General features: G+C 36.2%; 20 protein-coding genes. 5 read left to right on the top strand and 15 right to left on the bottom strand.

What is annotated here, in order from left to right:
• Window positions 1–129: 129 nt before the first annotated feature.
• From cysB to IPMB12_RS05700, 8 genes are all read right to left on the bottom strand, one after another.
• Window positions 130–1,101, bottom strand: a complete 972-nt coding sequence (gene cysB / locus IPMB12_RS05735; protein WP_166915809.1) for an HTH-type transcriptional regulator CysB — start codon at window positions 1,099–1,101, stop codon at window positions 130–132.
• A gap of 47 nt (window positions 1,102–1,148) precedes the next feature.
• Window positions 1,149–3,758 (bottom strand): type I DNA topoisomerase, encoded by a 2,610-nt coding sequence (gene topA, locus IPMB12_RS05730; RefSeq protein WP_166915807.1) that lies wholly within the window; start codon window positions 3,756–3,758, stop codon window positions 1,149–1,151.
• Window positions 3,759–3,841: 83 nt separating this feature from the next.
• Window positions 3,842–4,303, bottom strand: coding sequence for a macrodomain Ter protein MatP (gene matP, locus IPMB12_RS05725; RefSeq protein ID WP_166915805.1), 462 nt, complete (start codon window positions 4,301–4,303; stop codon window positions 3,842–3,844).
• Window positions 4,304–4,469: 166 nt separating this feature from the next.
• Entirely contained in the window at window positions 4,470–5,297 is an 828-nt protein-coding gene (gene potI, locus IPMB12_RS05720) for a putrescine ABC transporter permease PotI (RefSeq protein WP_166917706.1), read from the bottom strand.
• Between the two features lie 188 nt (window positions 5,298–5,485).
• Window positions 5,486–6,373: a putrescine ABC transporter permease PotH gene (gene potH / locus IPMB12_RS05715; RefSeq protein ID WP_407704073.1), complete on the bottom strand. Its 888-nt coding sequence runs from the start codon at window positions 6,371–6,373 to the stop codon at window positions 5,486–5,488.
• Between the two features lie 81 nt (window positions 6,374–6,454).
• Window positions 6,455–7,585, bottom strand: coding sequence for a putrescine ABC transporter ATP-binding subunit PotG (potG, locus tag IPMB12_RS05710; RefSeq protein ID WP_166915801.1), 1,131 nt, complete (start codon window positions 7,583–7,585; stop codon window positions 6,455–6,457).
• Between the two features lie 96 nt (window positions 7,586–7,681).
• Entirely contained in the window at window positions 7,682–8,815 is a 1,134-nt protein-coding gene (locus tag IPMB12_RS05705; RefSeq protein ID WP_166915799.1) for an extracellular solute-binding protein, read from the bottom strand.
• Between the two features lie 315 nt (window positions 8,816–9,130).
• On the bottom strand, window positions 9,131–9,604 hold the full coding sequence (locus IPMB12_RS05700) for a YbjN domain-containing protein (RefSeq protein ID WP_166915797.1): 474 nt from the start codon (window positions 9,602–9,604) through the stop codon (window positions 9,131–9,133).
• Window positions 9,605–9,698: 94 nt separating this feature from the next.
• On the opposite strand from IPMB12_RS05700, the gene IPMB12_RS05695 reads away from it, so the two are divergent.
• The 3 genes from IPMB12_RS05695 to IPMB12_RS05685 all read left to right on the top strand — a co-directional run bounded on the left by IPMB12_RS05695 (window position 9,699) and on the right by IPMB12_RS05685 (window position 10,753).
• Complete coding sequence (locus tag IPMB12_RS05695; RefSeq protein ID WP_166915795.1) at window positions 9,699–9,887, top strand: DUF4250 domain-containing protein; 189 nt, start codon at window positions 9,699–9,701, stop codon at window positions 9,885–9,887.
• Window positions 9,888–9,889: 2 nt separating this feature from the next.
• Window positions 9,890–10,330, top strand: coding sequence for a GNAT family N-acetyltransferase (locus IPMB12_RS05690; RefSeq protein WP_166915793.1), 441 nt, complete (start codon window positions 9,890–9,892; stop codon window positions 10,328–10,330).
• Between the two features lie 153 nt (window positions 10,331–10,483).
• Window positions 10,484–10,753 (top strand): GrxA family glutaredoxin, encoded by a 270-nt coding sequence (locus tag IPMB12_RS05685; protein ID WP_166915791.1) that lies wholly within the window; start codon window positions 10,484–10,486, stop codon window positions 10,751–10,753.
• Between the two features lie 174 nt (window positions 10,754–10,927).
• On the opposite strand, the gene tsaB is transcribed toward IPMB12_RS05685, so the two are convergent.
• Window positions 10,928–11,623, bottom strand: coding sequence for a tRNA (adenosine(37)-N6)-threonylcarbamoyltransferase complex dimerization subunit type 1 TsaB (gene tsaB / locus IPMB12_RS05680; protein WP_166915789.1), 696 nt, complete (start codon window positions 11,621–11,623; stop codon window positions 10,928–10,930).
• 28 nt (window positions 11,624–11,651) lie between these two features.
• The gene (locus tag IPMB12_RS05675; RefSeq protein WP_166915787.1) at window positions 11,652–13,556 is read right to left on the bottom strand and encodes an ATP-dependent DNA helicase; all 1,905 of its coding nucleotides are present in this window, start codon (window positions 13,554–13,556) and stop codon (window positions 11,652–11,654) included.
• 177 nt (window positions 13,557–13,733) lie between these two features.
• On the opposite strand from IPMB12_RS05675, the gene IPMB12_RS05670 reads away from it, so the two are divergent.
• On the top strand, window positions 13,734–14,615 hold the full coding sequence (locus IPMB12_RS05670) for a DMT family transporter (protein ID WP_166915785.1): 882 nt from the start codon (window positions 13,734–13,736) through the stop codon (window positions 14,613–14,615).
• A gap of 54 nt (window positions 14,616–14,669) precedes the next feature.
• Here IPMB12_RS05670 and IPMB12_RS05665 read toward each other — a convergent pair whose 3' ends face one another.
• From IPMB12_RS05665 to IPMB12_RS05650, 4 genes are all read right to left on the bottom strand, one after another.
• Entirely contained in the window at window positions 14,670–15,434 is a 765-nt protein-coding gene (locus tag IPMB12_RS05665; protein ID WP_166915783.1) for a glycosyltransferase family 25 protein, read from the bottom strand.
• Window positions 15,435–15,543: 109 nt separating this feature from the next.
• Window positions 15,544–16,125, bottom strand: coding sequence for an LbetaH domain-containing protein (locus IPMB12_RS05660; RefSeq protein WP_166915781.1), 582 nt, complete (start codon window positions 16,123–16,125; stop codon window positions 15,544–15,546).
• A gap of 116 nt (window positions 16,126–16,241) precedes the next feature.
• Window positions 16,242–17,309: a polysaccharide pyruvyl transferase family protein gene (locus IPMB12_RS05655; protein ID WP_208293564.1), complete on the bottom strand. Its 1,068-nt coding sequence runs from the start codon at window positions 17,307–17,309 to the stop codon at window positions 16,242–16,244.
• A gap of 49 nt (window positions 17,310–17,358) precedes the next feature.
• A complete protein-coding gene (locus IPMB12_RS05650; RefSeq protein ID WP_166915779.1) occupies window positions 17,359–18,612 on the bottom strand; it encodes a glycosyltransferase family 9 protein in 1,254 nt (417 codons plus the stop codon).
• Window positions 18,613–18,995: 383 nt separating this feature from the next.
• Here IPMB12_RS05650 and IPMB12_RS05645 point away from each other — a divergent pair, with 383 nt between their 5' ends.
• On the top strand, window positions 18,996–20,123 hold the full coding sequence (locus tag IPMB12_RS05645; protein ID WP_166915777.1) for a glycosyltransferase family 9 protein: 1,128 nt from the start codon (window positions 18,996–18,998) through the stop codon (window positions 20,121–20,123).
• Here IPMB12_RS05645 and IPMB12_RS05640 read toward each other — a convergent pair.
• Entirely contained in the window at window positions 20,120–21,019 is a 900-nt protein-coding gene (locus IPMB12_RS05640) for a glycosyltransferase family 9 protein (protein ID WP_166915775.1), read from the bottom strand. The two genes, IPMB12_RS05645 and IPMB12_RS05640, sit on opposite strands and share 4 nt — an antisense overlap.
• Window positions 21,020–21,044: the final 25 nt, after the last annotated feature.

Here is a 21,044-nt window from a genome sequence, read left to right as displayed (position 1 = left end):
AAATGGTTACAAGAACCAAAATAAAAAGGGTAAATTAGGGGTGTCGCTATTTTAACATCATAATAAATTCAATAAATATTAATGACATATTTATTACTCAGATGATGAATATATAAATAATAAGTGAGATTACTTAACCGGTAATTTAATACCATTAAACATCGCCTGAATCTCAGTGTTTGAGCCACAATCCAGCGCGTTATTGACCAGTTCTTTAGTCAGATGAGATGAAAATTGATTGATGAAATCGTACATATAGTGACGTAAAAACAGATTACGCATAAAGACAATATAGGTGGTGTTATAAGAGAACAGATGACCTGCATTGAGTACCACTAAATCACTATCCTCTGTGGTATTAACCGCCATTTTTGCCACAATACCAACGCCCACACCAAGTTTAACGTAAGTTTTGATCAGATCTGCATCAGCAGTACTGAACGCTATATTTGGTGTTTTTTGCGCTTTGGCAAACGCATGATAAAGGTCAGAACCATCATTTGAGAAGTCATAACTTACCAGCGGATAATTTGCCAGCATATCGATTGTGAGCTTTGGCTCTTTTGCTAAAGGATGGTCTTTTTTGACGACAACAGAATAGTTCCAGTGATAACAAGGCAGTACCACACACTCTTCGTTCACCACCGGTAAGTCTGTTGTGATCGCAAAATCAACCTTTCCACTAATCACATCTTCAATCAGCTGATCAGGCATACCCTGCTCTAAATGCAATAAGATTTTAGGATACTTTTGAATAAACTGCTGAATCACTTGCGGCAGAACATAACGCGCCTGCGTATAAGTTGTGGTGATATTTAATGTGCCGGTATTTGGCTGGTGGTGTTCGCTGGCAATATCTTTAATCGATTTGGTTTTAGCGAGCACTTCCCGCGAAAGAGCAATAATCGTTTCACCAATTGGCGTAATACTCGTTAAATGTTTACCGGTACGTGCAAAAATTTGCACGCCCAGTTCATCTTCCAGAAGTTTAATTTGCTTACTGATACCCGGCTGAGAGGTATAAAGGCTGTCTGCAGTCGACGACACATTTAAGTCGTGATTGGCTACTTCGACAATATAACGAAGTTGTTGCAGTTTCATCTCAGCCTTCTTCCTTGTCAGTTAAGATTAATCAAATTGAATTAATCTTATTTTGCTTTAGTGCTTACCCATTTGCCGTTAACGTAATGTAACGCCCAACTAGTCGCCTTGCCGTTTTTCTCAGACGTGACGTATTGTTCTTTATTCTTACGACTAAAACGAACAACCGCTTTATTACCATCCGGATCTTCTGTCGGAGCCTGAGTTAAGTATTCATATTTAGCCGGCAAGCGATCTTTAAAACGAATTAACTCTTCAACCAGTGGTGCTCTTGTCTCACGAGATTTCGGGAATGTATTCGCTGCTAAGAAAATACCTGCCGCACCATCACGCAGAACAAAGTACGCATCTGATTTAGTGGTTTTAAGTTCTGGTAGTGCTACCGGATCTTCTTTTGGTGGAGCTACATCACCATTTTTTAAGATCTTACGGGTATTTTTACAATCTGGATTAGTACATCCCATGTAAATACCAAAACGGCCTGATTTTAAGTGCATATCCGAACCACATTTATCGCACTCGACAATTGGCCCTTCATAGCCTTTCACTTTAAAGTTACCTTCTTCCACTTCAAAGCCTTCACAAATCGGGTTATTACCACAGATATGTAATTTACGGCTACCATCTAACAGATAAGTATCCATCGCAGTATTACAAATGGTACAGCGTCTACGAGCACGCAGAGCATTCGTTTCTGCTGATTCAGTGTCTTCCAGAATATTTAGCGCTTCATGTTCCGGGATTAAATTAATGGTTTGTTTACAACGCTCTTTCGGCGGTAAGCTATAACCTGTACAAGCTAAAAATACACCTGAACTTGCTGTTTTAATCCCCATTTGACGTGAGCAGTTAGGACACGAAATTGGAATAGGAACCAATTGGTTTAAACGCATACCACCGGCATCAGGATCTTTTTCTGCTTGCTCCAGATGTTTATTAAAATCACCAAAAAAGGCATCGAGTACAGCTTTCCATTGAGTCTTTTTAGTCGCAACGTCATCCAGCTCATCTTCCATGCGCGCAGTAAAGTCATAACTCATCAGATCGTCGAATGTTTCAGTTAAACGATCAGTGACGATTTCACCAATTTTTTCAGCATAGAAGCGACGGTTTTCTAAACGAACATAACCACGATCCTGAATGGTAGAAATAATTGTTGCATAAGTAGACGGACGACCAATACCACGTTTTTCCAATTCTTTAACTAAAGAAGCTTCGTTATAACGCGCTGCCGGTTTAGTAAAGTGTTGACTTGGTAGTAATTCAACTAAAGTCAGTTTGTCACCCACTGCCGCCGGAGGAAGAATATTATCTTCATCATTTTTGCGCAGTGCTGGTTGCACTTTAGTCCAGCCATCAAAACGTAATGTGCGGCCTTTAGCTTTTAACAGGAAATCACCTGCTTTAACTGTTAAGGTCGTTGAATCATATTCAGCCGGCGTCATTTGACACGCCACAAATTGTTGCCAAATCAGTTGATAAAGCTTTTTAGCATCAGCTTCAACATCTTTAATCTGCTCAGATGACAAATTCACATCAGAAGGACGAATCGCTTCATGAGCTTCCTGTGAGTTTTGTTTACTGGAATAGATATTAAATGATTTTGGTAAATATTTATCTCCAAACTTTTTACCAATATAGCCACGAGCCATGGTGATCGCATCCTGACTAAGATTGGTTGAGTCAGTACGCATATAAGTAATATAACCTGCTTCGTAAAGGCGCTGCGCCAGTAACATGGTTTTCTTAACACCAAAGCCCAGACGCGTACTTGCTGCCTGCTGTAATGTTGAGGTAATAAACGGAGCTCCCGGGTTACTTTTGGTTGGTTTATCTTCACGTTCGGTAACCTGATACTGCACACCATCAAGTAACTCAAGTGCTAAATCAATTTCCATTCTATTAACAGGTTTATACGCTTCACCTTTAAAGTGAGTGACCTGCATATTGATAGGTTGTTTAGCCGTTAGTAAGTCAGCATGAAGTTCCCAGAACTCTTCCGGAATAAAAGCACGGATTTCACGTTCACGTTCAACCACAAGACGTACAGCAACTGATTGCACACGACCCGCTGATAGCCCTCTGGCTACTTTCTTCCAAAGTAGTGGAGATAGCATAAAGCCCACTACGCGGTCCATAAATCGACGCGCCTGCTGAGCATTTACCCGGTTAATATCTAAGTGATTTGGTTCTTTAAAGGCATTTTGAATGGCAGTTTTCGTGATCTCATTAAAGACTACACGGCGATATTTGCTTTCGTCCCCACCAATCACTTCTTTCAGATGCCAGGCAATCGCTTCCCCTTCTCTATCCAAGTCGGTTGCGAGGTAAATGGTATCAGCATCTTTAGCCAGTTTTTTCAGTTCCGAAACAACACGTTCCTTACCCGGCAGGATTTCATAATGTGCATTCCAGTCGTTATATGGATCAACACCCATACGATCGACAAGAGCTTGTTGTGCTGAACGCTTCGTTTTGGTTTTCTTATCTTCTGCTTTATCATCTTTTTTAGCGACAGAAATACGTTTACCCGTTCCGCTTACAGGCAGATCACGAATATGTCCAACACTTGATTTAACAACAAATTCTTTACCTAAATATTTATTAATTGTTTTTGCTTTTGCTGGTGATTCCACTATTACCAGGGACTTACCCATAACTACACCTTAATATTTTTAATTTGTCTCAATAGCAGTGATATATGATCGTCTATTTTAAAATTCAATCCTGACGACACTATCTATTGATTATCATTCGTAAAAAGTAATGACTCGAGGTCTTGTTTTAATGACGACATCTTATTTGCATATTTCTCTTTCTGTTCTGCATCTTCCAGCAGTTGAATGATAGTTTCAGATAGTGTCGAATTCCTACGTTTTGCTAAATTGGCTAAACGTTGCCATACAAGAAACTCAAGATCAATCGATTTCTTTCTCAAATGCTGTTGTTCAGCATTAAAGTGTCTTTTTCGTCTGGCACGAATAGTTTGTTTCAGACGATTATCCAGTTCAGGATTCATATGCTGATCGATCCAGTCCAGTACACCTGTCGGATTGTTTTCCAGTTGTAACAACTGCCCTACAGCAGCTGTCGCAGCACTACGCTCAATATGTCGCGTAATGGGCTCCCCTTCCCGGTGTTTTTTCACCAGATAAGCCCATTTCCAGCCACATTCTAAATTCTCTAGTTGTTGATATTTCATATATGTATAAAGTGACAGCGACGTTGTAACATGGGCAATATATTTATCACTCTTCGAGCGTAAACTCAATCTATTTATTAAATAACTCTAAAAACATAGCACTATAAAAACATCACTTTATAAAAACAAGGGAGCTTACGCTCCCTTGTTTTATTCAGTTTCAGAATTAATGACGTCTTAATTCTCTAAGATGCCTTTTTTCTGCTCTTCTTATCATCAACCATGAAATAAATCCGATGATACCGACAATCAGAAGAATAATCGTTGCCAGCGCATTAATTTGCGGGTCAACCCCAAGTCTAACTTTGGAGAAAATTAGCATTGGTAAGGTTGTTGCACCCGGTCCGGCAACGAAGCTGGCAATAACTAAATCATCAAGCGATAAAGTGAATGCCAGTAACCAGCCAGAAATCAGTGCCGGTGCAATCATTGGAATGGTAATGATAAAGAATACTTTTAATGGATTAGCACCTAAATCCATTGCCGCTTCTTCTAATGACTTATCTAGTTCACGCAGTCTTGCACTCACAACAACCGCCACATAAGCAGTACAGAATGTTACATGCGCCATCCAGATAGTTAGCGCACCACGATCTTGTGGCCAGCCAAGTGCTTGTCCCATCGCTACAAATAATAATAGTAATGACAGACCAGTAATAACATCAGGCATAACCAGAGGTGCTGTCGTCATAAATGAGAACAGATTAGCACCACGGAAACGACGAAAACGCACGATAGCAAACGAAGCTAGAGTACCAAGCAGAACGGCCATCGTTGCTGATGCCGCTGCAATACTTAAACTTAATCCAACCGCTTTAATCAGTGCTGTATTACTGAGTAATTCGCCATACCATTTGGTTGACCAGCTCGCCCAGACTGTCACCAGACGCGAGCTGTTAAATGAGTAAACAACCAGCATCAACATTGGGATATATAAGAATGAAAAGACAACTAATAGAATCAGAGCTTTCAAACTTTTAATCATCAAAGCCATTGTTACAATGACAGTGACAATCACACTAAAGACTAAGATACCAATAAAGAAATCAGCATGTTCCCCCGGAGAAGTCAGTAAACTGACGATACTCATCGACGAAATTAAAATCGTCAATGCAAATGAGAGAACTAAAGTAGCAATAAATACGCCTAGTGCTGAACGACCAATAATAGAAAAGTTCATGCTTATTTACCTCCCATCTCTTTATTTTGATACTTATTAAAGTAGAAGATAGGAATAATCAGAATCAATAACATTACTGACGCTACCGCAGCTGCCGCCGGCCAGTCACGATTATTAAAGAATTCCTGCCACAGAACACGACCGATCATAATCGTATCAGAACCACCAAGTAGTTCAGGAATAACGTATTCACCTACAGCCGGGATAAATACTAACATTCCGCCGGCAATAATTCCGCTTTTAGTCAGTGGAATAATGACGGTAAAGAAGGCTTTAATTGGTTTACAACCTAAATCAAGCGCGGCTTCAATCAATGTATTATCAATTTTAGTCAGTGAAGTATAAATTGGCAGTACTACAAACGGTAAATAGGAGTAAACAATACCGATATACACTGCAATATTCGTATTTAATATCACCAAAGGCTGGTCAATCACACCTAACCACATCAAGAAGTTATTAAGTAAACCATTATTTTTTAAGATCCCAATCCATGCATAAACTCGAATTAAGAATGATGTCCATGATGGTAAAATGACCAGTAATAATAAAATATTACGTGTTGATGATTTACACTGAGATATTGCCCACGCCAGAGGATAACCAATTAAAATACACAGTAAAGTTGAGATACAGGCAATTTTTAATGACTGCAGATAAGCGCTGATATAAAGCGTATCGTCAACTAAATTGATATAGTTACCAAAGTTCAATGAAATACTCATCAGACCATCTTCCCATGACACTAAATCAGTGTAAGGAGGAATGGCCCGGATCATTTCAGAGAAACTAAGCTTAAAGACGATTAAAAATGGTAATAAAAATAGCAGGATCATCCATAAATAAGGTACGGCGATCACAAATTTACGGCCATGTTTCCCCAGAAACATATCAAACCATAAAGCGAATGATTTGCTATCTTCTTTAGTTACATCAGAAGAATGAGACATTTCTACTTTCCCCATCTTAAATTAGAGAGTAAGTACAACACAACTATCCGCTTCCCAACATAGGTACATTTCATCACCCCAGGTTGGCATTCCTTTACGGAAACGGTGTTCATTTTGTAGTTGAGCAGAAATAATCTGACCACTATGTAACTGCACATGATAAATGGATAAGTCACCTAAATAAGCGATATTGACCACTTCACCAATAGCAAAGTTACATCCCTCTTCAGGGATCTCTTCACACAGTTGAATTTTTTCCGGGCGCAGCGCAACCATAACAGGTACACCTTCAACAACCGGAGAATCAAAGTCAACTTTAAGAGGATGGCGCAGTGCCGGACAGGCAATTAATAAGCCATCATCCAGAGTTTCTTGTAACAAGCCTTCAAAAATATTTACTGAGCCGATAAATTCAGCACTATAGCGGCTGGTTGGATGCTCGTAGATCTCTTCTGGTTCACCGATTTGAACAAATTGTCCTTTATTCATAATAGCAATACGACCAGCCATTGTCATTGCTTCTTCCTGATCATGGGTAACCATGACGCAAGTCGCACCTACTTGTTCAAGAATATCAACAACTTCAAGCTGCATACGGTCACGAAGTTTTTTATCAAGCGCACCCATTGGCTCATCAAGTAATAACAGACGAGGACGTTTTGCTAAGCTACGCGCTAAAGCGACACGTTGACGCTGACCACCAGAAAGCTGATGCGGTTTACGTTTACCGTACTCTTCCATATGCACTAGTGCTAGCATTTCTGCCACACGTTGTTTAATTTCCTGGGAAGAAAGTTTATCTTGTTTTAAACCAAAAGCGATATTTTGCTCTACAGTCATATGAGGGAATAAAGCATATGATTGAAACATCATGTTCAACGGTCTTTGATATGGTGGAACCTGTGCTAAGTCTTTACCATCCAGTAAAATTTGACCAGATGTCGGCTGCTCAAAACCTGCCAGCATACGCAGCAGTGTCGACTTACCACTACCCGACGCACCAAGTAAGGCAAAAATTTCACCTTCATAAATAGTTAGATTAAGATCGTCCACCGCATAGTAGTCACCAAAAACTTTGGTTAAGTTTTTAATTTCTAATAATGGTGTCACCATTTTCTTTTTTGGATGAGCATGAATTACGGTTTCATTCATTTAACACAATTCCTCATAACAATACTGTGTTATAAAAAAAGTAGACGGAGGAGTAGCTCTTCCGTCTATACTATTTTAGCTTTTAACTAATGTCTATTACTTACCAGTTCTGACTTTAGTCCAGGTACGAGTAATAGTACGTTCAAGTCTTGGCTCTTGTACTTTTAGCGTAAATAATTTTTCCATTGCTGCTGGCGTTGGGTAAACCGCCGGATCATTAAGAACATCCGGACGAATGAACTCATTTGCTGCTAAATTTGCACTTGCAAAGTTCACGTCATTTGTTACTTCTGCCGCAACATCAGGACGCATGATAAAGTTTAAGAACTCATGTGCCGCTTCCACATTCTCAGAATCTTTAGGGATTGCAAATGTATCAAAGAATACGATCGCACCTTCTTTTGGAATGTAGTAACGAACATTTACACCATTATTAGCTTCTTTTGCTCTGTCACGCGCTTGTAAAACGTCACCAGCCCAACCAAGAACCACACAAATATCACCATTCGCAATATCATTGATATATTGAGATGAATGGAAATAACGAATGTTTGGACGTAGTTTAGCCAGTAAGTCATATGCAGGACCGGTATAGTCATTAGCACTCGTACTATTTGGATCTTTACCAATATAGTTTAAAACACTCGCAAAGACTTCAGTTGGCGCATCTAAGAATGCCACACCACAATCTTTTAATTTTTCAAGATTTTCTGGTTTAAAAATAAGATCCCAGCTATCTGTTGGTGCATCATCACCAAGACGGGCTTTGATCATATCAACGTTATATCCAATTCCTGTGGTCATCCACACATACGGAATTGAATAAGTATTATCCGGGTCATGAGCTGATAATAATTTCATTAGCTCAGGATTTAAGTTTTTCCAGTTTGGTAACTTGCTTTTATCTAAAGGTAAATAGATATCAGACTGAATTTGTCTGGCAAGGAAACTATCAGATGGCGACACGACATCAAAACCTGAACGACCAGCCATTAACTTACCTTCCAAAACTTCATTTGAGTCGTATACGTCATAAACAACGCGAATACCAGTCTCTTTTTGGAATTCAGAAATAGTTGTAGAGCCAATTTGACCTGCCCAGTTATATACGCGGACAACGTCATCTTTTGCAAATACAGGTTGAGATACCGCTAGCGTCATGCCAGCAATCATTGGAATGATATTTAAAGAAGATTTTTTACTAAACCATTTGTTACGTTGAGTAAACATCCGCACAACTCCCATAAGTTCGGGTGAAACACAGTGTTGAACACAATGTCTATCTTCAGGTCTTGTTAGACAAGGGAAAATAGACACCCAAATTTTGCTGGTTAGGCAAAACCGAGGTAACCGCGAGTCAGTTATTTTATTATGGCCAACCGGAGAATTGGGACGAAGAATAAAACTGATAATAAATTAGGACACCACCCTCGCTTTACGGAAAGGGAGAATACGCTAATTCTCAAATATGTCCACTTATAATGAGAAATATTAAATAAAATAGCGGCCAAATGATTAAAAAACAAACAGCCGGGAGTTTTGGTTTTAGTGATAGGTGGATAAATCCTTACCAGAGAGATTGTCATTATTATCCTGATCGACATAAGCCAACAGGTCACAATTTTTCACCTCATTGATGACTTGCAAAGCATCTTCTTCCACTCGCAGCAAAAAGAGCGAGAATTGATTGACACTCAGGCCTTCTCCACAGTTTACCGAATGTAAAAGTACCAGTTTTGGTGAACTATCATCCTGAATATCTAAATACGCTTTAATAATAGGTGATGCAGCATTGATTTGGCTTAACTCAGTCATCAGTGTCGGAACGGCACTTGGGCGCACTTCTGCAATAAGCGTGTAATATAAAATATCATCAATAAAATCGATTTTTGCATCATAGACATCATTTAGAGACTGGATATGCTTGATGTGCAGCGCCTGACAATGTTCACACTGATAATAACCAATGCCAGCTTCATCAAGCCAGCTCATAATTTGTTCAAAACTGGGAATAACCATAAATACTAATCGTTTATTTTCTGTGGCTAAATAGTTTACACTAACCCGGTTAAAGTAATAAAGATAATTTCAATTTAAGTCAGAAGGACAGCGTGTGAGTTTAACTAATTTTAAAACCATGGATGTTAATATTTTACTTAGCATTGTGAATATGCAGCTACGCGATAAGTATTCGTCTCTGAACGATTTAGCACGTTATTATGACATTGTAGAAGATGAATTATGTCAAAAATTAGCTGCTGCTGATTTTCATTATGATGCTAAAAGCAACCAGTTCAAATAGCAATGAAGAAAATAGATATTATTCAGCGCCAAACATTGAGTGATATTCAAACCTGTGCGGATATCTGGCTTGAAGCATCGATAATGGTTCATCACTTTATCGATAAATCCATCTGGCAGGGATATTATTCGTCAATGGTATCTCAGTACCTGCCCTCTTCTGATCTTTACCTTGCTTTGGAGTCAAATCAAATACTTGGTTTTGCTGCTGTGACCAATAATAAAGTGTTAGAAGCTCTATTTATTCATCCCATTCACTGGCGTCAGGGTATCGGAAAACAACTTATTGATCATATATCTCAAATATATCCAGTATTAACACTTGCTGTTTATCAAAGAAATCAACAGGCAGTAAATTTTTATCAGCAACAAGGATTTATCCTTATTAACTCAAAACCCTGTAAACATACAGGACACACTGAGCTAATCCTGGAAAGGGTTTAGTTGATAGCAGATAAATAATTTTCATTATTTATGACCCATGTCACAATATAGGATTAATAGCTAAAAGCGATTAAATTAAACACCATTAACTGCTTTCCTTTCTGGAAAAGATGAGTATAGTAGCAACTAGATTTTAAAACAAAGAGGTGTTTAATGTACGCTGTTATTTTTGGACGTCCAGGTTGTCCATACTGTGTAAGAGCAAAAGAACTTGCTGAAAAGCTATCTCAAGATCGTGATGATTTCTCTTATCGCTATGTAGATATTCAGGCTGAAGGCATTACTAAGGAAGATCTATCAAAAAGTGTTGGTAAACCTGTTGAAACAGTTCCACAAATCTTTATTGATGAGAAACCAATCGGTGGCTGCACTGATTTTGAAGCTTATGCAAAAGAGCATCTGGGTCTATTCCAAGATAATTAATTAGCATTAAAATAAAAACCTGCTATTTTTAATTAACAATGATTTTGTTTATTAAAAGGCAGGTTTTCTTGTTTTTATTCAGTCAATTTAGTAGCAAATAGCAATCTCACTATCCCTGTATTTCTGAGCTACTATCATAATAGATAATTTATTTTAAGTAGTTATATGGTAAATCTATCCTCTGCCCGGTAATTTTTGCCAGGTCACTTCATTTCTTAGGTAAGTTGGTTCAACGTTTTCAACTGCAGTCCACTGTTTGGTTAGCCATAAGTTTTTAGCAATAGGTAGCATATCTTGCGCTGTTGGCAAAAGGGCTTGAGTTGACTGGATATTTGACATCATATCCGGATACGTTTGCCATCCGGTTCCGGCACTATACACTGGCTTAGTATTTGAGAAAGGTAAAATACAATGGCTGACTTGTTCTGGTTTAATCACCAGCTCTTTACCTAAAAGTAGCCAGTTACCATCAGTAGTTCGTTCATATTGTCCAAAGTAAACTTCATTCATTCTGGCATCAATAGTTGCAATCACATTGGTTGCACCGGATTCTCTATATGCTCTTTCAGCCAGCGTTTCAAGAGTTGAGACAGCTAATAAAGGCTTATCTGCCCCAAATGCTAATCCCTGAGCAATACCAATGCCGATACGAACTCCTGTAAAACTACCCGGGCCACGTCCAAATGCAATAGCATCAAGAGCATTAACGGTAATTTCTGCTTCAATTAAAACCTTATCTACCATTGGCAGGATACGCTGTGTATGCTCACGTTGAGATAAGATAAAATCAGCAATAATCTGGTTATCTTTTAATAAAGCAACTGAACAGGCTTCTGTTGAAGTATCAAGGGCTAGAATCGTTAATGACATAATACGCTCAAACTAATTAATGATTAAGTTATGACTTTTGGGTTAAAAACTGAATAACCTTTTCCACATCTCGGGTTCTTGGTGATGGTGGCAGGCTATTTAAAAATGTCGAGCCATATGGTCGCATGACTAAACGATTATCACAAATAATAATCACACCACGGTCCTGATGATCACGAATTAAACGACCCACACCCTGTTTTAAGGTAATTACAGCTTCCGGGATTTGTACTTCAGCAAATGGATCACCACCTTGCAGCTGACAATCTTCCATTCTGGCTTTAAGCAGTGGCTCATCTGGCGATGAAAATGGTAGTTTATCGATGATAACGCACGATAATGTGTCCCCTCTTACGTCCACTCCCTCCCAGAAGCTACTGGTAGCAATGAGCAGAGCATTACCTTTATCAATAAACTGTTCTAAAAGTTTCACTTTACTGGTTTCACCCTGCACCAGAATTGGCAAGGTTAAACTTTTACGAAATTCCTCTGCCAGTGCATTCATCATGGCATAAGAGGTACAAAGGAAGAAGCAACGACCATTATTTGCCTCAACCACAGGAAGCAATATCTCAGCCAGCTTTACAGCTGAATTTGGCTCATTAGGTGAAGGAATATAACGTGGCACACACAGAAGTGTTTGATGTTCATAATCAAAAGGACTTGCCAATAATAGCGATTTAGCTGCATCTAAGCCAAGTCTTTGAGTAAAGTACTCTAGCTTATGATCAACTGACAATGTGGCAGAAGTAAATACCCATGTCCCTTTACGTTCCTCCAGTAACTCACTAAATTTTTGTGCTACAGATAGTGGAGTAATAGCCAATACAAAATGATGAGAAGTGCACTCATACCAGTAGCTAAATCCTGGAGCATTCACATCCATCAAACGATTAAGCAGATCAGAGTATTGAGTGACTCGCTCAAAACAGTTATCCAGATTCGAAGAACGACCAAGCCCTAGCATAAGTACATCACGACAAAACAGGAAGGCATCTTTTAAAATATCAATCGCTTGTTTCACTTTTGGCTGGCTAAAAAGATAACGAAGATTACCTTTAAAACCACTTTCACCAATCGCTAAACGAAAATCCTGTACACTTTTACTGAGCTTATCTGAGCATTTTTGTAGCTGAGACATGTCCTTAACTTCCGTTCGATAACAAAGATTAATTTCTTTAGCCAAATCAAATAGTTGCCTACTTGTAAGCTGCTGCCCAAAATACTGACAAGCCAGATCCGGCACTTGATGTGCTTCATCAAAAATCATCACGTCAGCACGGGGAATGAGCTCACCAAATCCGGTATCTTTTACCACCACATCAGCCAAAAACAGATGGTGATTCACAACCACGACATCAGCATTCATCGCCCGTCTGCGAGCTTTTACCACGTAGCAATCTTCATAATGAGGACATTCCGTACCAGTGCAACTGTCATTAGTACTGGTTAAAATTGGCCAAATTGAGCTATCTTCATTAACGGTGGTACATTTGCTGGTATCACCGTCTTTAGTTTTCAGTGACCAATTTTTAACTTTGGATAAATCTTCACGAAGAGTTGCCGTTAAATCACCGGCAGCTGCATATTGATGGGAAAGTCTTTCCAGACAAAGATAATTAGAGCGCCCTTTAAGCAAAGCAATTTTACCAGAGTAGTCTAATGCTTTTTTGATAATAGGCAGGTCTTTACTGTATAGCTGATCCTGTAGATTCTTAGAGCCTGTTGAAATGACTACTTTTTTATCTGAGCGTAATGCAGGCACTAAATAAGCAAATGTTTTACCTGTTCCCGTTCCTGCTTCAACAACCAGTTGTTCTTTATTTTCGATTGCACGGCTAACCATCTCCGCCATCTCTTGTTGCGGAGCTCTTGGTTTAAAGCCTTTAATCGCCTGAGCGAGTAAACCCTCTGGCGCAAAATCATCAATCACAAAATACTCGGTTTAAACAGTCTAATTATTAGAATGGCGTATTTTAGCATAATGTCATCATGTGAGCGCGATTATTTCTTTAATGAAAATTATGAGTAAATGCTATGAATGGCCTCATTTTTTATCTTAGAATGATACTGTTTACCCTATAACTGGTAATTGATTTGAGGTTTTACTGTGACTTATTTACTCTTAACACTGGCTGCTATATTCTGGGGTGGAAACTACGTTGTTGGTCATATTTTAGTTGATCAGACTGATCCAATTATTCTGACAGAAGGACGCTGGGCCTTAACTGCTTTGCTTCTGATGTGCATGTATTATAAACAAGTCAAAATAGACTTACCTAAAATCAAAAAATCACTCTCAACCGTTACCATGCTGGCAGTTTTTGGTCAGGTACTTTTCCCTCTGACGCTTTATATTGGTTTACAATACACTTCTTCTCTCAATGCAGCGATTTATATGTCAGCGACACCCGGAATGGTACTCCTGATAAATAAACTGGTATTTAATGATTACATTAGTCGTAATAATATCCTGGGTGTGATACTGAGCTCTCTTGGTGTGGTTTACCTGATTTTACAAGGCAATTTTACCAATCTGGATGCGTTTAAAAATCTTAACCAGGGTGATCTCTGGACAATGGGTTCAGCCATAAGCTGGGCATTTTACTGCTCTTTTTTACGTAAAAAAGATAAAACTATTTCTGGTAATGCCTTTGTCACTGTAAGTTCTTTAATCGGCGCTTTAATTTTATTGCCGGTTACGATTATTTACAGCATCTATCACCCTACTAGCAACTTCTCCCCATACTTTCAATTCGCCTTTATTGCAGGCTTGTTATATCTAGTGATTTTTCCGTCCTGGTTATCTTATGTATTTTGGAATAGAGGAATTGCAGATATAGGGGCCACCAGAGGAGAAATTTATACCCACATCATTCCACTTTCAGGTGGGCTACTCAGTATTATCTTTTTAAATGTTGAGCTCGCCTGGTTTCATTTAGTGAGCTCATTATTTATTGTGGCTGGGATTTATTTGTGTTCGAGGAAATGAGTATGTTTAGTTTAGGAAAACTAAATATTAGTCAATTCAGATTAAATCTATAAATTATGTTCCCTTTCTCATAAAAGGATTTAAATTAACTTTAGTCCGATTAAGTAACAGATTAAATCTCATCTTAACTGGCAGATTTTTAATCATTTTTGTTACTTGTTGTTTACGTGTAATAAATAATCGTTCTCTCTCTTCATCCTGAATAGTAGAAATATAAGCCCCATTGATTTTAAATAAACTTGGTATCAACTTATATAAGTTCACCACACCTAATTGATAAAATAATCCCCAGCGATCAGCTTCAAACTTGACTGGATATAATAGACTATAAAGATTTTCTGCTGCTTTTAAATTAACAATATAGGAGTCTGTACAATAAGAACCAAATGCTTTATGGATTTTAAAATTCTCGGAGAGGGAGATAGCTCCACTATTTATATATCTTGCTTTTGCATTATTTAATAAGAGAACAGCAGGTTCATCTGAAAAATTATTCTGCATTATCTGTTTGATTTTTTCTATAAGAAGAGGAAATTTCTCACTAAAAGTTGTATCGTCCTCTAGTATTAAAGCATAGGGCAGTTTTCTTTTGACTATTTCCTTATAAAGCTCTATATGGCTTAATGAGCAACCTATTTCACCTTTGGATAAGATAATGTCCGGATACCCAAATACTTTTTCTTTTAACTGTTCTTCTGACAGTTCTTTACCATATACTGCTTCAAAAAACTCAACTTCGATATCTAATTTTTCACACTGCTGTATAATATTTTGTTTACGATCTAATGAGTTTTTTAGGTTAACAACGAATATTTTCATCCATATTCCCTTCATTTTAAAATAATATTTTTATTAATGAAGTCCTTCTCATTATAATGGTTCTAAATATCCTTATAATCAGTCATTACAATAAACAATACCTATAAAATTAGCAATTATCTTTTATAATAATCTCATTAGTTTTTTTCGTATAAACAACACAATTATCAGGAAGATCTTTATTTACAAAAGACATAGCTCCAATATATACATTATTACCAATATTGATTTCTCCCCCCAAAACAACAGAATTACATCCTACAGTGACATTATTTCCCATTTTTATCATAAGAGGATAATGCTGAAGACCAATAGTAACAAACTGTAAACAGGTAAAATTTTCACCAATATCAACTTTAGCTGTTATTTCTATTGCCATTGGGTGAACAATATTTAAACCTGCACCAATCTTAGCACCGAGTTGGATTTCAGTATTATATTTGGCTTTGAGTTTATTATTGATTCGTTTTGCTGCGTTTTTTTGTCTTTGGGTTCCATTCTTGAACATCTCATTAGCTAATCGCCATAGGAAAACAAAATTAGAATCACCATTAAAATGACGCTCTTTCAAGCGACGGAAAAGTCTTCGCCATCTAAATTCTTTCCCTTTGATGAGTTCAACTTCCCAATATTTTTTTAGTTCAGTTAAATCATGTGTCATTAAAAAAATAATTGCATGAATATATTTCATAATTACTCCTAAAACACAGTTACATTACTAGTCTTTATATCGGTAAATAAACAATTCCATATATGGGGGGATGATAGAAAAAGGTAGTATTATTTTATTTAATACCACCTTTAGCATTAAAATGTAGGTTTTAGTAAATCTAAATAACGCTTTTCTGTTTCCAGTCGATGCTTAATCAAAGCTTCACTTCTGGTTTCAACTTCCTCAATTGCTTTCTCTACAATATGGAGAAAATCTTCCTCAGATGAATCTATTGTCACCATATCAGCCAAAAACCCTTTCACTGTTGTTGCTCGACGGTCGTGAGCTATCATAATACCTGGAGTACCCATTGAAGCACACATACCAATACCATGAACTCGATGGCCAATGATCAAGTCATAGTCAGCAAAAATATCCAGATAATCTTTAGAGTCATATGAATATCTAATTGTTTTATCAGGATAGTCTTTTTTAAAGAGTGGTAATTCATCAATATAATGTGCTACAAATTCAAATTCATATTTTTCTTCATATTTATCAAGTAGTTTTGCATATACCCTTTTCATAAAGTTATAAGTGTCTGTACTGATATTATTATTAGTTACTGCTAAATCAGAGCCATACAATAAACCAACTTTTTTGACTTCTTTTACCACTTTATAAGATGGACTTGAGAATAATGCTGGACAAGGCAAATAATGACTATTTACACAAGATAATTGCTCATTACAGTATTCATCACGTGCAGTAATCAACTTTGCATTGCTTAATACTATTTTTTCATCTTCACTAAACTGATTAAAATCTAGATCACCTGCAGCACCAAGTCCTAAAAAGTAGGCTGGTAAATGATATTTTAAAATAGCACTGTATAACTCTTTTAATCTATCCCCTCTCCACTCAGGAGAACCCGCGAAGATAACAAGATCAGCATAATCAAGTTCCTTGCCAGTTTTTACTGAGTTATCCCAAAAAATCGTATTATCCATATATTTTTCACGCCCATGCTTATACATGAAGCGTCTGAGCCAGTTCGCACCCACATAGTGCTGATCTCGACGAATTTGAGGAGTACGGTTAAAAATAATTGCATTATGCTTGCCAATTACTTTAGTAATAAGGTGTTTTACCCCCAATAAAATGAATTCATCTCCCGGGTTCCATTGTCTTGTTGTAGAGTAAACAACATTTTTTATATTCATAAAATTCCTAAACTTGTTCGTAAAAATTGAAATATTCTACTTTAATTTTTTACAAGTTCAAATTTATATCATTTTCATGAAGTATTTCTTGAAATGCCTCACGAGTTTCAGTTTCCAATATATTCAAAGGTATAGTGCTTACAGGGTCAAAATCAAAGATGATCTGCTTAGCATAAGGACTGTTGGGAGACCAAACATTATGGTTTACAAGTGTTGACTGATTCGGATGGTTGTTAATGATATATAACCTATCTTGAAAACAATCTTCTAATTTTGCTTTACTCATCATAAGATTATAATTGTAGGTAGCTTTCTTATTATTACTATTTGGTTTTTTGGGCACTGTATCTATATAAAAAGCAATTGTTTTTTTCTTAAAGCATGAAGCGATATGAACAATAGAAGTATCCACGCTTACAACCATATCAGACAGACGGACCAACGGTACAATATCAGTAATACTTGCTGAATCGAACGTTATAATATCATCAGAAACGAGATTAGAGATTTGTTCTAATTTTCTTTTTTCGCCAATAACAACAACAATTCCATATTTACTTATAATGTCACAAACTAACTTTAATTGCTCATTAGAAAAACATCTTACCTCTTGACTACCAAAAGGATTAAATAAAATAATTTTTCTATCATCAACTTTTATTTTATCAATAAAATTTTGAGCATTCTTACTTTGAAGATCGTTAGAATATAACTCATAGTGCATATCATCACGTACTATATTTAATAAATCTAAAACAAGTCCTAATTGATTAGTCACATGTTTATTTGGTTCATAATAAGGGATTGAAATATTAAATGCAGGAATACTACTTTTATTAAACCCAGCCAAAATTGTAGTATTTGTATATACACAAAAGGTTAAATTTTTGAAATCAATGAACCGATTAAATCTCATTTCAATTGCAATATCAAACCTTTCTTTTCTTATTGTTTTAATAGAAGAAAATAATTTTATCAAACTAGAATCATCATAAACAAACGAACCTTTTATATAAGGGTTTTGCTCAAGAATATCGAGACTTGATTTACGAGAGGAAATATAAACATCGTATCCCGCATTAGCTAAACTTCTAATTATTGATGTAGTCGCAACCATGTCACCAATGCGGTCATTTCTTATAAGTAATACTTTCTTACAACTTTTAAGATCAAAATCCTTACTTCTTCTTGGGAAAAATAATGTAATAAATTTATAAAATTTAAATTTTAAAACAAGTCTCAATTTTTTAACTGCAAAGTTTCTCTTCCAATTAAGTTCTCTGACCTTTTGTTTCAAAGACATCTGATATCCTTTTCTCGAAATGTAATTCTCTTTAAAATTCCGTTAAGTTAGGCTGTAATATTAATAAAATCTCTATTTTACTAATAATGGTATATTTTATTCAATAGCACAATATGAGTAGAAGCATTCTAATTAATTTCCTCAAACATATAAAGTAAAATAGAAGTAAAGATCTAACAAATCTTGTAAATAATTAAGGGAAAACTTATACTCTTACAACTTTGATTAAAAGTAATAAACTATATTTCTTATTTAAATATTAGAGCCTATTTAATAATCATCTAAAATGAAATTAAAAGTGAGTCTTTTATAAAAACTATCAAAAGGAGGCAATAACAAGTCCCTCCTTTTATTTTAAATAATTAAACAGTGAGAATTTATGCATGCAATGGGCTCAATACCTCTCAAACATATTTCAATACTGTAAACATCTGAACAGACAACGTAATATCAAAACCAAAGAATTAAAAAATAACATCAAAATATTTTTCCTTTGTAATGAAAAACGAATTAAAACAGATATTGATTTAAATAATATCACAGACATCGCTATATTAATGTATGGAAAAGGAATTGGTGATGCTATTGTGCTTTCAGGATTAATTAAAATTCTCAAAGAACAAAATTATAAAATTACTATTCTTGCGGAAAAACGAATTGCATTTTACTTTGAGAATAACTCGAATATCGATAAGGTTATCCTTGTTGATAAATCATTTTCAGCTGAAGACTATCAAAAACTAAAAACAACAACTGACTTTGATCTTCTTATTGATCTCTATGACAAAGATTTATCCAGCTATATACGTTTTAAAATTATTAAAGCGATTAACGCTAAACATACTATTGGATTTAACCAGAAACAATATAATATTTTCGACCACTCTATTGAGTACAAAGAATATAAATCCCATATCACAAAACGATTAACATATCTCTTAGATTACTTACAAATTCCAGCACAAGAAATCAGTTATGATGTTCCACTTCCTGAAGATGATATGGCTATAGCTAACGGTTTTTTACAACAATATTTGCAAAAATACTCAACTATAGTCATATTTAATCCTTTTTCTACCAATAAAATGAGAGATTTTTCTCTTACACAAATTGATAAAATGACTCAGTTTTTGAATAGCAGAGATCAGGTGTTGACCATTATTATTGGTGAACATCAAAGAATTAGTCAGTTAAAAACTTACGAAAACATCATCATTAATCCACACCGCTCATTCTTTGTAGCGGCCGCTCTCGTAAAATCTGCAGATTTAGTTATTACACCAGATACATCCATCGTGCATCTGGCAAATACATTTAATAGAAGAATGATTTGTACTTATAATAATAGAATGATTGATCGTAACTTTATTAATAACTATGTCTGGTCACCAAATTACCCAAATGCAGTCCAGCTGTTTGCAAACAAAAATCAAGTATCTGATATTTTGCCGGATATTTTAATTCAACACATTCAGGAACAATTAGATTTAATCAGAAACGAAAAAAACTAAAAATTATTATTTACTATTGTATCAATGACAAGAACCATAACCTCTTCTCGATTGTGTTCTTTAAAGAAATTAATAATGGTATAACGATCACTAATTGGCGCCCAGTTAGTCTGTAGCAGCATATTATCTTTCTCAAATAGTGCAATAATTGTTTTATTAAAAGCAGACGCAATATGTACAATTGCGGTATCAGGGGAAATAACAAGTGACGTATGTTCACATAGTGATAAGAGTTTCTCCAGATTATTAGAACAATCAACACCTATGACATGTTTGTTTTTGGTTTGTTCAATAAGTGCATCAACTCTATTTTTATTTTGCTCAACATAAGTTAAATAAACTGTTCTTGTCGGAAATTTCTCAGCCAATAGATCAAGCAATTTCACTGCATCAGAATGCTGTATTGTTCTGCTTTCAATACTAGCAAAAATATTCAGATAGATACTATTTTCATTCCAGGTATACTCGACCTTTGTTGGTGTAATGTTGTAACGAACTTTAGTCTCTTTACATCCCAGCATCTCAAGAACTCGTTGCTCTTTAATTGATGCATGTTCGTGAGGTTTAACAACAAAAACCTTCACGCCATGTTTGGGATTAATCAACCAGCATAATAATTTTAGCTTTTCCGCCTTGATAGGATTCCAGGAGATAATATAATCAATTTTCTTTTTACGAATAGCCAGACCCAGTTTAATGATCTGCCAGAAAGATAATTTCCATAAATACCAGCTTTCAGTAATTCTAGGATCTCTTTGCCAAAACTCAGTCGTTGAGCCGGCAGTAGTACAGTAAATATTTGCGTCAGGATAAGAATCTTTAATACCTTTAACTAATGATGTATGGAGGACAGCATCACCAAGCTTGCCATCATTAGAAAAAAATAGAATATTCAAAATCCTCTCCTGTTGTTAATTAATA

Origin of the sequence: Zophobihabitans entericus, from assembly GCF_011745665.1 — a bacterium.
GTDB classification, from domain to species: Bacteria; Pseudomonadota; Gammaproteobacteria; order Enterobacterales; family Orbaceae; genus Zophobihabitans; species Zophobihabitans entericus.
Note: the sequence above shows the minus strand (reverse complement) of the source record. Positions and strands in the feature narration are given on the sequence as shown.

Coding starts and splice junctions, on each gene's coding strand:
- IPMB12_RS05705 (WP_166915799.1), bottom strand. CDS start 8,815: ATGTTTACTCAACGTAACAAATGGTTTAGTAAAAAATCTTCTTTAAAT.
- IPMB12_RS05690 (WP_166915793.1), top strand. CDS start 9,890: ATGAAGAAAATAGATATTATTCAGCGCCAAACATTGAGTGATATTCAA.
- topA (WP_166915807.1), bottom strand. CDS start 3,758: ATGGGTAAGTCCCTGGTAATAGTGGAATCACCAGCAAAAGCAAAAACA.
- IPMB12_RS05700 (WP_166915797.1), bottom strand. CDS start 9,604: ATGGTTATTCCCAGTTTTGAACAAATTATGAGCTGGCTTGATGAAGCT.
- IPMB12_RS05685 (WP_166915791.1), top strand. CDS start 10,484: ATGTACGCTGTTATTTTTGGACGTCCAGGTTGTCCATACTGTGTAAGA.
- IPMB12_RS05655 (WP_208293564.1), bottom strand. CDS start 17,309: ATGAATATAAAAAATGTTGTTTACTCTACAACAAGACAATGGAACCCG.
- matP (WP_166915805.1), bottom strand. CDS start 4,303: ATGAAATATCAACAACTAGAGAATTTAGAATGTGGCTGGAAATGGGCT.
- tsaB (WP_166915789.1), bottom strand. CDS start 11,623: ATGTCATTAACGATTCTAGCCCTTGATACTTCAACAGAAGCCTGTTCA.
- IPMB12_RS05665 (WP_166915783.1), bottom strand. CDS start 15,434: ATGAAAATATTCGTTGTTAACCTAAAAAACTCATTAGATCGTAAACAA.
- IPMB12_RS05650 (WP_166915779.1), bottom strand. CDS start 18,612: ATGTCTTTGAAACAAAAGGTCAGAGAACTTAATTGGAAGAGAAACTTT.
- cysB (WP_166915809.1), bottom strand. CDS start 1,101: ATGAAACTGCAACAACTTCGTTATATTGTCGAAGTAGCCAATCACGAC.
- potG (WP_166915801.1), bottom strand. CDS start 7,585: ATGAATGAAACCGTAATTCATGCTCATCCAAAAAAGAAAATGGTGACA.
- potH (WP_407704073.1), bottom strand. CDS start 6,373: ATGTTTCTGGGGAAACATGGCCGTAAATTTGTGATCGCCGTACCTTAT.
- IPMB12_RS05645 (WP_166915777.1), top strand. CDS start 18,996: ATGCAATGGGCTCAATACCTCTCAAACATATTTCAATACTGTAAACAT.
- potI (WP_166917706.1), bottom strand. CDS start 5,297: ATGGCTTTGATGATTAAAAGTTTGAAAGCTCTGATTCTATTAGTTGTC.
- IPMB12_RS05660 (WP_166915781.1), bottom strand. CDS start 16,125: ATGAAATATATTCATGCAATTATTTTTTTAATGACACATGATTTAACT.